The organism is Pseudomonas sp. 32A (genome assembly GCF_052682255.1).
Genome location: NZ_JBQYLY010000001.1, coordinates 4,685,230 through 4,697,524, shown reverse-complemented (window position 1 = coordinate 4,697,524; position 12,295 = coordinate 4,685,230). Strand labels below are relative to the sequence as shown.

Annotated in this window: 12 protein-coding genes; 6 read left to right on the top strand and 6 right to left on the bottom strand. The window is 61.2% G+C overall.

From position 1 onward, the window contains the following. Positions 1–47: 47 nt before the first annotated feature. The gene (locus ACUN0G_RS21725; RefSeq protein WP_258347175.1) at positions 48–857 is read right to left on the bottom strand and encodes a UDP-2,3-diacylglucosamine diphosphatase; all 810 of its coding nucleotides are present in this window, start codon (positions 855–857) and stop codon (positions 48–50) included. Positions 858–990: 133 nt separating this feature from the next. Between ACUN0G_RS21725 and ACUN0G_RS21720 the strand changes: the two genes are divergently transcribed. After that, positions 991–1,782: an AraC family transcriptional regulator gene (locus tag ACUN0G_RS21720; RefSeq protein ID WP_445574246.1), complete on the top strand. Its 792-nt coding sequence runs from the start codon at positions 991–993 to the stop codon at positions 1,780–1,782. Positions 1,783–1,936: 154 nt separating this feature from the next. Beyond that, on the top strand, positions 1,937–2,827 hold the full coding sequence (locus tag ACUN0G_RS21715; protein ID WP_421553081.1) for a DMT family transporter: 891 nt from the start codon (positions 1,937–1,939) through the stop codon (positions 2,825–2,827). On the opposite strand, the gene ACUN0G_RS21710 is transcribed toward ACUN0G_RS21715, so the two are convergent. Further along, positions 2,821–3,108: a SelT/SelW/SelH family protein gene (locus ACUN0G_RS21710; RefSeq protein WP_003214624.1), complete on the bottom strand. Its 288-nt coding sequence runs from the start codon at positions 3,106–3,108 to the stop codon at positions 2,821–2,823. The genes ACUN0G_RS21715 and ACUN0G_RS21710 overlap by 7 nt on opposite strands. Positions 3,109–3,191: 83 nt before the next feature. Here ACUN0G_RS21710 and ACUN0G_RS21705 point away from each other — a divergent pair, with 83 nt between their 5' ends. Further along, entirely contained in the window at positions 3,192–5,381 is a 2,190-nt protein-coding gene (locus ACUN0G_RS21705) for a patatin-like phospholipase family protein (RefSeq protein ID WP_445574245.1), read from the top strand. 132 nt (positions 5,382–5,513) lie between these two features. On the opposite strand, the gene ACUN0G_RS21700 is transcribed toward ACUN0G_RS21705, so the two are convergent. Together ACUN0G_RS21700 and recQ are read right to left on the bottom strand one after the other, a co-directional pair. Next, complete coding sequence (locus tag ACUN0G_RS21700; protein WP_017477432.1) at positions 5,514–5,948, bottom strand: MarR family transcriptional regulator; 435 nt, start codon at positions 5,946–5,948, stop codon at positions 5,514–5,516. Positions 5,949–6,069: 121 nt separating this feature from the next. Beyond that, entirely contained in the window at positions 6,070–8,196 is a 2,127-nt protein-coding gene (recQ, locus tag ACUN0G_RS21695; RefSeq protein WP_421526235.1) for a DNA helicase RecQ, read from the bottom strand. Positions 8,197–8,526: 330 nt separating this feature from the next. On the opposite strand from recQ, the gene ACUN0G_RS21690 reads away from it, so the two are divergent. Together ACUN0G_RS21690 and ACUN0G_RS21685 are read left to right on the top strand one after the other, a co-directional pair. After that, a complete protein-coding gene (locus ACUN0G_RS21690) occupies positions 8,527–9,114 on the top strand; it encodes a UPF0149 family protein (protein ID WP_017477430.1) in 588 nt (195 codons plus the stop codon). Between the two features lie 20 nt (positions 9,115–9,134). Then, positions 9,135–9,527: a YbaN family protein gene (locus ACUN0G_RS21685; RefSeq protein WP_445574244.1), complete on the top strand. Its 393-nt coding sequence runs from the start codon at positions 9,135–9,137 to the stop codon at positions 9,525–9,527. 117 nt (positions 9,528–9,644) lie between these two features. On the opposite strand, the gene ACUN0G_RS21680 is transcribed toward ACUN0G_RS21685, so the two are convergent. Next, complete coding sequence (locus ACUN0G_RS21680) at positions 9,645–10,331, bottom strand: HAD-IA family hydrolase (protein WP_177043010.1); 687 nt, start codon at positions 10,329–10,331, stop codon at positions 9,645–9,647. Positions 10,332–10,435: 104 nt separating this feature from the next. Next, entirely contained in the window at positions 10,436–11,284 is an 849-nt protein-coding gene (locus ACUN0G_RS21675; protein WP_063028048.1) for an oxidoreductase, read from the bottom strand. 97 nt (positions 11,285–11,381) lie between these two features. On the opposite strand from ACUN0G_RS21675, the gene ACUN0G_RS21670 reads away from it, so the two are divergent. Beyond that, the gene (locus tag ACUN0G_RS21670; protein WP_201139731.1) at positions 11,382–12,278 is read left to right on the top strand and encodes a LysR family transcriptional regulator; all 897 of its coding nucleotides are present in this window, start codon (positions 11,382–11,384) and stop codon (positions 12,276–12,278) included. Positions 12,279–12,295: the final 17 nt, after the last annotated feature.

Genomic DNA, 12,295 nt, shown 5'->3' with positions numbered 1-12,295 from the left:
CTCCCACATTTAGACTGAGTGAGTCTGTGAGTCTGTGGGTTTGAGGCTCAGCCCGCCACCATTTCGGCCTTTAGTTGCGCCTCTTTCGCTTGGGCATCCGCCAACCGATACAACTCGATATGCCCGTCCCAGTGCTCGATCAGCGCTGTGCACGACTCCACCCAATCCCCGCAATTGAGGTAATCCACCTCGCCCACCTTGCGAATCTCCGCATGGTGAATATGCCCGCACACCACGCCGTGCAATTCGCGCTTGGTCACTTCATGGGCAATTGCTTCTTCAAAATCACTGATAAAGCTGACCGCCGTCTTGACCTTGTGCTTGAGGTACGCCGACAACGACCAATAGCCGTAGCCATATCGCGCCCGCCAGTGGTTCAACCAGCGGTTGAGCGTAAGGGTGAACTCGTAGGCCGAATCGCCGAGGAACGCCAGCCAGCGGTGATAGCGGGTGATCACGTCGAACTGGTCGCCATGGATCACCAGCAGATGCCGGCCATCGGCAGTCACATGCACCGCTTCGTCCACCAGTTGGATATTGCCGAGGATCAGCTTCGAATAGCGCCGCAGAAACTCATCGTGGTTGCCGGTGACGTAGATCACCTCAGTGCCGCGTTTGCTCATGGTCAGCAGTCGGCGGATCACGTTGGTATGGGCCTGGGGCCAATACATGCCGCTACGCAGTTTCCAGCCGTCGATGATATCGCCCACCAGGTAGACCTTGTCGGCGTGGTAGCCCTTGAGGAAGTGCGAGAGGTGTTCCGCCTGACAATCCCGTGTGCCCAAATGCACATCGGAAATCCACAGGGTACGCACGCGTTGCTTGCGGCTGGGTCTGGCGAGTTCGGCGCTGGTCATGGGCATGCCTCACGGGGTTTTCGCGAGCTTGCGCCCACGGGATTAATAGCCCATGACAGTGTTGCGTCAGTCTGATGACAGCGCCCAAGGCGGGCGAAGCGATGTAAACTGCGGGCCTGCCCAGGAGACTGCGATGAGACCCACCCTCACGCTACGCCACTACGTCGAAGAGCCCATCGCCCACAGCCATGACCACGCGCAGCTGGTGTTTGGCCTGTCCGGGCATCTGGACTTCGAGGTGGATGGCCTTGGCAGCCAGGTGCAACACAGCAGCGTGATGGTGCTGCCCTACGCCGCTCATCACGCGTGTATCAGCCGCGATGGCAGCCGCTGCCTGGTGCTGGACGTGCCCGATGAGCACTGGTTGGCGCAGTCCCTGGGGGAGCATGCCGACGCCAGCCGGCGCTTGCTCGACCGATCCGCTCACCTGACCCTCGACAATCGCCAGAGCCAACTGGTGCAGTGGCTGGCGAGCAGCCCGGTGGACGACCCGCTGATCGCCCAGCAAGGCGCCGTATTACTACTGGCCAGCCTGAATTTCGTACAGCCGCTGGCGATCAAGCGCCTGCCGTATGCCGCGTTCGACGCGCACATCCAGCGGCACGCCGCACACCCACTGCAAGTGGCCGACCTGGCGAAGATCGCCGACCTGTCCGTCGCCCGTCTGCATGCGCGGTTTATCGCGGAGTGCGGGCAAACGCCGATGGACTACATCCGTACCCGGCGTTTGCAGATGGCGCGCGGCCTGTTGCGCGACAGCCAATTGCCCATCGGCGAGATTGCCGCGCGGGTTGGCTATGGTTCGCAAAGTGCGTTTGCTGCGGCGATGTTGCGGGAGTTTGGCCTTTCGCCCCGAGCCTTCAGACAAGCACCGTCCAGTGTGGGAGCTGGCTTGCCTGCGATAGCATCATCGCGCGCTATCTGAACGACCGAGTTGTCTGCATCGCAGACAAGCCAGCTCCCACAGGGATCTTCACCAAGCAAGAGCCCTGCGACAAAACCCGCGAGCCCAACGACAGACGCAAATGCCTGCAACCCTCTAGACTGCGATCCTGTAAACCCGTTGTCTAAGGATCGCAATGACTCCCCGCACAGCCCTCGGCGCCCTGCATATCGGCGCATTGATGTTTGGCCTCACTGGCGTGTTCGGCAAGCTGGCGGCCGCCTCGCCGGCAATTATCGTGTTCGGTCGCGCCGCGTTCGCGGTGCTTGCCCTGGCGATCTTTGCGCGTTTCGCCAGCAATACCCCCTGGCAGAAGCTGCAAGCCCGCGACTGGCGCCGCCTGCTGGTCAGCGGCCTGTTGCTGGCCGGGCATTGGGTGAGTTTCTTTATTGCGGTGAAGGTCGCCGGTGTGGCCATCGCCACCTTGGGCTTCGCCACCTTCCCGGCCTTTACGGTGATTCTCGAAGGCCTGATTTTCCGCGAGCGGATTCGCGCCAATGAAATCCTGCTGGTGGTGCTGGTGAGCATCGGTCTGGTGCTGGTCACGCCGGACTTCAATCTCGCCAGCCAGGCCACCAGCGGTCTGTTGTGGGCGGTAGGCTCCGGCTTGCTGTTCTCGCTGCTTTCACTGAACAACCGCGCCAGCGGGCGTATTCCACCGGTGCAGGCGGCCTTGTACCAGAACGTGGTGGTAGCGCTGTGCCTGTTGCCGGTGGCTGCGCCCGGGCTGGCGGAGGTGCGCGCATTGGACTGGCTATGGATCGGCCTGCTGGGTGTGTTTTGCACGGGCCTCGCCCACAGCCTGTTTGTCGCCAGCCTCGCGGTGCTCAAGGCACGCACCGCCGCAGTGGTGTTCGCCATGGAGCCGGTGTACGGCATCACGATGGCCTGGCTGCTGTTTGCCGAAACCCCGACCCTGCGCATGCTGATGGGCGGCGCGCTGATCATCGTCGCCATCGTGGTGTCCGGCCTGATGGGCAGCGCCAAACCGGCCAAGCAGCCGGCCGCCACAGCCGAGGTTCATTGAGTACGGTCGTTGTGCCCCAGGTCCCGCTGCGGGTCGATCTGGTCCCGCACCCGTTGCTTGAGCACCTTGGCTTCCGGGAAGCCGCCGTCCGCTTTGCGCTCCCAGATCTGCACGCCATCGCAAGTGATGCGAAACGCACCGCCAGTGGCTGGCTCCAGGGCCACTTTGCCGAGGTCATCGGCGAAGGTGCTCAACAGCTCCTGGGCCAACCAGGCGGCGCGCAGCAACCACTGACATTGGGTGCAATAAGTGATGACAATCTCGGGTTTGGCCGCTGACATGAATTGACTGGCTCCTGCTTGGCGGATTGAAAGGATCGAGTGGCTATAATACCGGCCTTTATCGTCCAGCCTTGAGATTGATGATGCGCCGCCTGTTGTCCTGCCTGTTGCTGTGCCTGTTCCCTGTCCTCGTCCAAGCCGTCGAAAACCCACGTCCGAAGATCGGCTTGGTGCTCTCCGGCGGCGCCGCCCGTGGCCTGGCGCACATTGGCGTGCTCAAGGCCCTTGAGGAGCAAGGCATCCACATCGATGCGATTGCCGGCACCAGCATGGGCGCGGTGATCGGCGGGCTGTATGCCTCGGGCTACAAGATCGATGAGCTGGAAAAACTCGCACTGAATATCGACTGGAAGCTCGCCCTGTCCGACGCGCCGCCACGGGAAGATGTGCCGTTCCGGCGCAAGCAGGATGACCGGGATTTCCTGGTCAAACAGAAACTCAGCTTCCGCGACGACGGCAGCCTCGGCCTGCCACTGGGGGTGATCCAGGGCCAGAACCTGGCCTTGCTGCTGGAAAGCATGTTTGCCCACACCAGTAACGTACGGGATTTCGACAAGCTGCCCATCCCCTTCCGCGCCGTGGCCACCGACATCACCAGCGGTGAAAAGGTGGTGTTCCGCAAAGGCCACCTGCCCCAGGTGATCCGCGCCAGCATGTCGATCCCGGCGGTATTTGCCCCGGTAGAGCTGGATGGCCGGCTGCTGGTGAACGGCGGCATGACCGATAACATCCCGCTGGATGTGGCGCGGGAAATGGGGGTCGATATTGCCATCGTCGTCGACATCGGCACCCCGCTGCGTTCGCGCAAGCAACTCAACACCGTGGTGGACGTGCTCAACCAGTCCATCACCCTGATGACCCGGCGCAACTCCGAAGAACAACTCAAGGCCCTGGCCCCCCGCGACGTACTGATCCAGCCGTCATTGGCCGCCTACGGGGTGACAGATTTCGGCCGCGCCAAGGACATGATCGACGCCGGCTACCGCGCCACCCGCGCCCTCGACGTCCGCCTGGCACACTTGCGCCCGGCCGAGCCGGTGGATCCGTCACTGGTGGCCGCCCGCACACCCGACGAGCGCAACCCGGTGATCACCGCGATCAAGGTGGAGAACGACTCCAAGGTGGGCGACGAGGTGATCCGCTACTACATCCGCCAGAACCTCGGCGAGCCTCTGGACATGGCCCGCCTGCAGACCGACATGGGCACCCTGTACGGCCTGGATTACTTCGAACAGGTGCAATACCGCGTGGTGAAAAAGGGCAAGGACAACACCCTGGTCATCAGCGCCCGGGGTAAGCGCAGCGGCACCGATTACCTGCGCCTGGGCCTTAACCTGTCGGATGACATGCGCGGCGACAGCGCCTTCAACCTCGGCGCCAGCTACCGCATGAACGGCATCAACCGCCTCGGCGCCGAATGGCTGACGCGGGTGCAGATCGGTGACAAGCAGGAGCTTTACAGCGAGTTCTATCAGCCGATGGACACCGGCTCGCGGTACTTCGTCGCGCCCTATATCAGTGCCCAGGCGCAAAACGTTGAGCTGATCGAAGACAACAACCCGATCTCCGAGTACCGCCTGGAACGCTACGGCTTCGGCTTGAACGTGGGCAGGCAGATAGGCAACAGCGGCGAGATTCGTTTCGGCGTCGGCGAGGCCTGGGGAAAGGCGGATGTGCGCATTGGTGACCGGGATTCGCCGAGCATCAACTTCAGCGAAGGCTTCTATGAGCTGAAGTACTCCTTCGATTCGTTCGACAACGTGTACTTCCCCCACACCGGGGAAGACATCGGCCTGGCCTTCCGGGAGTTCGAACCGGGGCTGGGTTCGGACCAGCGCTATCGCCAGTGGGAATTCAAGCTGGACAAGGCCATGAGCAGCGGGCCGGACACGCTGATCCTCGGCGGGCGTTATGGGCGCACCCTGGATAAGTCGGACGTGGTGATTTCCAGCTTCCTGCTGGGGGGAGCGCGGCAGTTGTCGGGCTTTCGCGAGGATGCGATTGCCGGGCAGAACATCAGCCTGATGAGGGCGGTTTACTACCGCCGGCTGACACCGCGATCTTACTTGCCGCTGGATTTCCCGCTGTACCTGGGCGCGTCACTGGAGCGCGGGCGGGCGTGGAACAACGACAATGAATACGACAGTGGGTACATCAACGCCGCCAGTATTTTCCTGGGGTTTGATACGCCGCTGGGGCCGTTGAATTTCAGTTATGGGTTTAACGATGACAATCAACAGGCGGTGTACCTGAACCTGGGGCAGACGTTCTAACTACGCCGCAAAACCCATGTGGGAGCGGGCTTGCTCGCGAAGGCGGTGTGTCAGTCAGCACATGTATTCACTGACACTCCGCCTTCGCGAGCAAGCCCGCTCCCACATTTTTGATCTTCTGTGTACTGGGGATCAGGACTTCTCGAGATTTCCGAGGATGTGTTCATGCACCCGCATGCACACCCGCAGATCCTCTTCATCGACGCCCACAAACAGCTCATGGCGCAAGGCCGTGGCGATGGTTTCAATCTGTTCGATCAACGGCTTCGCGGTGTCGCACAGCACGATGCGCTTGGCGCGGCGATCTTCCACCACGGCCTGGCGTTGCACCAAGCCTTGGCTTTCCAGGCTATCGAGCAAACGCGCCAATGTGGGCCCTTCTACCCCGACACTTTGCGCCAGCTCACGCTGGGTCGGCGGTTCGGTAAAACGGGCCAGGTGCAGTAGCACCAGCCAGCGTGCCTGGGACAAGCCCAGACCTGCCAGACGACGATCCAGCTCGGCACGCCAACCTCGGGACATCTGCGCCAACTGCATGCCAAAACGGTGTTGATCGGTTAACGGCATAAAAAACTCATGGATTAGACTGAAAATAAAGTGTGGCTAATTATTAGTCAGCTAAGCATGACCCATGCCAGTAGGCAAGACCCGGTATGTACTGATTCGTTACATTGTCGTAATTGGCACATCAAATCTCGAATTCCGACTGCAAAGCGGCCCTGACGCAGTACAAAACGCCTTCAGGCACACGCCCGGTAAACAGCGGCGCAATCTCGGAAACCGGTGGCAATTCGCCTTCTCCATCCAGGAATGCATCCTGGATTTCGCCAAGCAGATCTTCCGGCAAATCAAGGGCCTGCTCCAACGACAACTGCTGCTTGCCGATGGACTCGGCCAGCAAGGTGTAGACGTTTTTTTCCGAGCACTGCAACTGCCCGGCGATCTGGACTGGGGTCATGCCGGCACGGGCCAGGCTGATCAGCTCGTGGCGGATATCGGCGACCTCTTTCGGCGCCTCGACCTGGCCGCCGAGCACTTCGAGGAAGGCCTGGCCGTAACGCTCCAGCTTGCGCGCACCAACGCCGCTGACCCTGGCCATCTCGCCCAAGGTGGTGGGATGCTCGCGGAGCATTTCCAGCAAGGTGGAGTCGGGGAAGATGACGTACGGCGGCACGCTGTGTTCCTGCGCCAGCTTCTTACGCAGCGCACGCAAGGCTTCCCACTGTTCGCGCTCTTCGAAGCGCACCAGTTGGCTGGCCGGGCTGGTGCTGGTTTTGGGGGTGGTTTGCGGCTTGAGGTCGCGGCGCAGCTCCAGGCTGACTTCGCCCTTGAGCAGCGGCCGGCAACTGTCGTTCAAGCGCAGGCCGCCGTAGCCTTCCAGGTCAATGTCCACCAGGCCACGGGCAACCATCTGCCGGAACAGCGAGCGCCATTCGCCTTCGGCGCGGTCCTTGCCCACGCCGTAGACCGAGAGTTTTTCGTGGCCGAAGCTGCGAATCTTTTCGTTGTCCTTGCCCAGCAGCACGTCCACCAGATGGCCGACACCATAACGCTGGCCGGTACGGTAGATCGCCGACAACGCCTGACGCGCCGGTTCGGTGGCGTCCCAGGTCTGCACGCCATCCACGCAGTTGTCGCAGTGGCCGCAAGGTTGGGGCATGTCTTCGTCGAAGTAGGCGAGCAAGGTCTGGCGACGGCAGCGGGTTTCTTCGCACAGCGAGAGCATGGCGTCGAGCTTGTGCTGTTCCAGGCGCTTGTGGCGCTCGTCGCCTTCGGAGTTCTGCAGCATCTGCTTGAGCATCACCACGTCTTGCAGGCCGTAGACCATCCAGGCGTCCGCCGGCAGGCCATCACGGCCGGCACGTCCGGTTTCCTGGTAGTACGCCTCGAGGGATTTGGGCAGGTCCATGTGGGCCACGAAGCGCACGTTGGATTTGTCGATGCCCATGCCGAACGCAATGGTGGCGACCATGATCAAGCCTTCCTCGTTGAGGAAGCGCTTCTGGTGGTACGCCCGCAGTTCGTTGGGCAGGCCCGCGTGATACGGCAGCGCCGGGTAGCCTTGCTCACTGAGGAATGCGGCGACCTCGTCAACCTTCTTGCGCGACAGGCAGTAGACGATGCCGGCGTCACTGCGCCGATCGGAAAGGAACGCCAGCAACTGCTTGCGCGGCTGTTCCTTGGGCACGATGCGGTAAAAAATATTCGGCCGGTCGAAGCTCGAAAGGAACCGTTCGGCGTTTTGCAGGTGCAGGCGTTCGACGATTTCTTCGCGGGTACGTTTGTCGGCGGTGGCGGTCAGGGCGATGCGCGGGACGTTGGGGAACAGCTCCGCCAATTGGCCCAGTTGCAGGTATTCGCGACGGAAATCGTGGCCCCACTGGGACACACAGTGGGCTTCGTCGATGGCGAACAGGGAAATTTCCAGGCTCTGCAGGAACGCCAGCATGCGCGGCTGCACCAGGCGCTCGGGGGCGAGGTAAAGCATCTTCACTTCGCCGCGCTTGATGCGGGCGGCGAGGTCGCGTTGTTGTTCGGCGCTGAGGGTGGAGTTCAACGCGGCGGCCGCCACGCCGAGCTCTTCCAGGGTGGCCACCTGATCGTCCATCAAGGCGATCAACGGCGACACCACCACTGCAAGCCCCTCACGCAGGAGTGCCGGCACCTGGAAACACAGCGACTTGCCGCCGCCGGTAGGCATCAGTACCAGGGCGTCACCGCCGTTGGCCACGCGCTCAATGATTGCACCCTGGCGGCCACGAAAACTGTCGTAGCCGAAGATGTCCTTGAGGACGCGTTGAGCCTGCTCGAGCATGAAAAACTCCAAATATCGCCGAAATCCCTCTGTACAGGCTGGTCGAAAAAGCACGCTTGAGCGGGAAATAATCCGTAAGCGAACTTTTCCCGCGACGGGCGCTTGGCCTGTAGGGGCATCACAAAACGCGGCAGTATACCCGAGGGTCACCCGGCAAAGGGTGCCGTTGGTGAATTGCACAGGCCCATTAAATGGCCCGAAATGCTGGGAATTCATTCCGTCAGGCAGCCCCAATTGTCCCCTTCGCGAGCAAGCCCGCTCCCACAAGCTGGCCTGGGCGCTCAAGAAAGCCTAGAATTGCCCATCGTTTATTCCCAAGGTAGTCCGTCAATGTCCTTCGCTGAGCAACTAACCCGCCTGCAAGCCTTCCTCGATGCCGATGAGCTGCACGACGAGGCGCTGGACTACGTGGCCGCCCACGGCTATCTGACCGCGCTGTCGATCTGCTCCGATGTCGTGCCTGATCGTGAATGGATCGACGCCCTGTTCTCTGAAGAGCCTCACTACAGTGATGCCGCCCAGCGCGAAGAAATCGAATCCACCCTGCTCGCCCTCAAGGCTCACATTGGCCGCCAACTGGCTTCCGATGAAGAGTTCGAACTGCCTTGCGACCTGGACCTCGGTGAAGACCCGGACGACTCCGAACTGCGCGGCTGGTGCATCGGCTTCATGGAAGGCGTGTTCCTGCGTGAAGAGGCCTGGTTCGAAACGGCTGAAGAAGAAGTCAGCGAAATGCTGCTGCCGATCATGGTCGGTTCCGGCCTGTTCGACGAGCAACCTGAGTTCTCCGACATCGCCTCCGACGCCAACCTGATGGACGACATGATCGTTCAGATCCCGGAAGCGCTGACCGCCCTTTACCTGCTGTGCAACGCACCCGACGAAAAGCCGGCGATCCTCAAGCCTCGCCACCACTAAGACCGTTGCCCGTGGCGCCCATGGGCAATCGCTCTGTGATCACGCGCTACGTTCTGCTGGCCATCGGCTGGCTGAGCGTAGTGCTTGGGGTGATCGGCATCTTTTTGCCGGTGCTGCCCACGACCCCCTTCCTTCTGCTGGCTGCCGCCTGCTTCGCCCGTAGCTCCCCGCGCTTCTACCACTGGCTGGTGGAACACCCGCGCCTGGGGCCGTGGATCCGTGACTATCTGGATGGCAACGGGATTCCGCTCAAGGGCAAGGTGTATGCCATTGGGTTGATGTGGGTGAGTATCGGGTTTTCCTGCTACCTGGTGCCACTGATCTGGGCGCGAGGGTTCATGCTGACCAGTGCGGTGTTGGTGACGGTTTATATTTTGCGGCAGAAGACATTGCGCAAGGCACCGCAGGACTAAATGTCGGAGCGGGCTTGCTCGCGAATACGGTGTGTCAGCCGATACATGTGCTGACTGATCCATCGTATTCGCGAGCAAGCCCGCTCCCACATTTTTGATCCAGTGGCTTCAGAGGGATCAACGCATCGGCGGCAACCCATACGCCGCCAGATCAAACTCCGCCAACTTGCGAATAATCTGGTCCGCATGGTGATACTTGCTGTCCGCCATCGCTTCATCCGGCACCGCAATCGCGGTCATGTGCGCAGCCTTGGCCGCCGTCACGCCAAACGGCGAATCCTCAAACACCAGGCAATCCTCCGGTGCCACACCCAAGCGGCGCGCCGCCGTGAGGAAAATATCCGGCGCGGGCTTGGCCGCTCCCACTTCCGGGTCATCCGCGGTCACGATAGTGTCGAACAGCCCAAACCACTCACGGTGCAACGTGGTTTTGTGACCAAACGAATTACGCGACGAACTGGTGCCCACGGCAATCGGAATGTTATGCGCCTTCAAGTGCCGCACCAGCGCTTCAGCACCCGGCATGCCCAAGGCCTTGGGGAAACGCTCGCTCATCAACGGCTCGCGGATCACCAGAAATTCTGCAGGCGTAATCGGCAGGTCCAGGGCCTTGACCACGTAATCCGCCAGGTCCTGGGCGCCGCGACCAATGATGTGCTGCTTGATCCCCCAGTCATAGGTACGGCCGTAGCGTTCGGCGATGATCTGCGTGACTTCGGTGTAGATGCCTTCTGTGTCCAGCAACAACCCGTCCATATCGAAAATGACAGCCTTGATCGGGACAGCGGTACGCGGTGCATTCATCACTACAGATCCGTGGGCAAAAGGACTAAAAGGATTCAGCACAATAACGGCCCGCCTGCGCTGCTAGCAACCGTTACGAGCCTGTCCCGAACCCTGTCAGCGTTTCACTCAGGAAAATCAGCGCCCTCAGTCACCTCAGCCCACGCATCAAAATCAGCGCTCAATGCCTTCACCTTGGTCCGCGCAAAGGTCAACGCCGCCTTGCCCAACAGCAAGCGCAATGGCGGCTGCTCGGCCTCCACCGCCTTGACGATGGCAATCGCTGCACGCACCGGATCACCCGGCTGCTTGCCGCTGTAGTTGCGGACCATGTTGGCACGGGCCACCGCCGTTTCTTTGTAGTCGGCAATCCCGTGAGCCGCCTCGTTGGCCGAACGTCCGGCCCAGTCGGTACGGAACGGGCCCGGCTCGACCAGCAACACCTTGATGCCCAACGGCGCGACTTCCTGGGACAGCGCCTCGGAAAGGCCCTCCACCGCAAACTTGGTCGCATTGTAGAAACTCAGCGACGGGAACGCCGCCACACCGCCCACCGAGGAAATGTTCACGATGCTGCCCGAACGCCGGGCGCGCATGCCGGGCAAGGCCGCGCGAGTCATGGCGCTCAGGCCCCATACGTTGATTTCGAACATGTTGCGCACGTCATCCAGGTCGCTTTCTTCGAAGGAGCCGAAGTAGCCGACACCGGCGTTGTTGACCAGTACGTCAATATGGCCGAAACGTTCTTCAGCCGCTTTGACAGCCGCCTCGACCTGGGCCTGGTCGGTCACGTCCAGCGTCAGAACCAGCGCGTTGTCTTCGTGACCGGCGACGATGTCCTGCACCTGTTGCGTATTACGAGCGGTGACCACGGTCGGGTAGCCGAGGCTCAGGGTGTGCAACGCCAGCTGGCGGCCGAAACCGGTGGAGCAGCCAGTGATGAACCAGACGGGTTTTGCGGTGGAAGTCGTCATAAAGGGCCAATCCTCGTGTATGTAGGAAAAGTATGCGCGCCGCTCTTCTTGCTAAAAAGATGCATAATCTGCAAGGCCCTTTCGGAAATACCACACAATGGAAACGCCCGATTTTCAGCAGTTGCGACTGTTCCTGCAGGTCGCCCGCTCGAAAAGCTTCACCCAGGCGGCCGACGCCAGCAGCCTCTCGGTGTCGACCGTCAGCCATCGCGTGCGCGCCCTGGAGAAACAGTTGGGCGTGCAACTGCTCAACCGCACCACCCGCAGCGTCAGCGTGACCGAGGCCGGCGAGCAATTGATCCAGAAGATCACGCCGCTGCTGGAAGAGCTGCAAACCAGCCTGCACAGCGTAGCAGCGGCTACGGTCGACGCCGCCGGTACCTTGCGCCTGAACATACCCTCCACCGCCAGCCGAATGGTCCTGCAACCGTTGCTCCAGCGCTTCCTGCGCAAATACCCGGGCATCAACCTGGAAGTGGCGGTGGACAACAGCCTCGTGGATATCGTCGCCCAGGGTTTTGACGCGGGCATCCGCTACGACCATGTGCTGGCCGAAGACATGGTGGTGGTGCCGGTGGCGACGCAGTTGCGATTCGTCATCGTCGCCACGCCGGAGTATTTGCAGGGGCGCAAACTGCCCACTCATCCCCACGATTTACTAGAGCATGAGTGCGTCAACTACCGCAGTGCGCAGACCGGCTCGCTGCACCGCTGGGACTTTGAAAAAGCCGGCAAGCAGATGCGGGTTACGGTAAAAGGCCGGCTGGCGACCAACGATGTTGAATTGATGGTGCGCGGTGCGCTGGACGGGTTTGGCTTTGCCTACGTGGCGCGCTCCAGCGTCGAGCAGTACCTGCAACGCGGTGAGTTGGTGGAGGTGCTGGACGACTGGATTGCCCACAGCGCGCTGTATTTGTATTACTTCAACCGTACGAACACGCCGAAGAAATTGCGGGTGTTCATCGAGTTCCTGAAGGAAGAATTCGGGACCTGATCCTTTCAAAAAGCGAA

Bases quoted from the DNA above. Each gene is read 5' to 3' on its own strand.
- ACUN0G_RS21705 (WP_445574245.1), top strand. From the start codon at position 3,192: ATGCGCCGCCTGTTGTCCTGCCTGTTGCTGTGCCTGTTCCCTGTCCTC.
- recQ (WP_421526235.1), bottom strand. From the start codon at position 8,196: ATGCTCGAGCAGGCTCAACGCGTCCTCAAGGACATCTTCGGCTACGAC.
- ACUN0G_RS21690 (WP_017477430.1), top strand. From the start codon at position 8,527: ATGTCCTTCGCTGAGCAACTAACCCGCCTGCAAGCCTTCCTCGATGCC.
- ACUN0G_RS21700 (WP_017477432.1), bottom strand. From the start codon at position 5,948: ATGCCGTTAACCGATCAACACCGTTTTGGCATGCAGTTGGCGCAGATG.
- ACUN0G_RS21725 (WP_258347175.1), bottom strand. From the start codon at position 857: ATGACCAGCGCCGAACTCGCCAGACCCAGCCGCAAGCAACGCGTGCGT.
- ACUN0G_RS21685 (WP_445574244.1), top strand. From the start codon at position 9,135: ATGGGCAATCGCTCTGTGATCACGCGCTACGTTCTGCTGGCCATCGGC.
- ACUN0G_RS21680 (WP_177043010.1), bottom strand. From the start codon at position 10,331: ATGAATGCACCGCGTACCGCTGTCCCGATCAAGGCTGTCATTTTCGAT.
- ACUN0G_RS21670 (WP_201139731.1), top strand. From the start codon at position 11,382: ATGGAAACGCCCGATTTTCAGCAGTTGCGACTGTTCCTGCAGGTCGCC.
- ACUN0G_RS21720 (WP_445574246.1), top strand. From the start codon at position 991: ATGAGACCCACCCTCACGCTACGCCACTACGTCGAAGAGCCCATCGCC.
- ACUN0G_RS21675 (WP_063028048.1), bottom strand. From the start codon at position 11,284: ATGACGACTTCCACCGCAAAACCCGTCTGGTTCATCACTGGCTGCTCC.
- ACUN0G_RS21710 (WP_003214624.1), bottom strand. From the start codon at position 3,108: ATGTCAGCGGCCAAACCCGAGATTGTCATCACTTATTGCACCCAATGT.
- ACUN0G_RS21715 (WP_421553081.1), top strand. From the start codon at position 1,937: ATGACTCCCCGCACAGCCCTCGGCGCCCTGCATATCGGCGCATTGATG.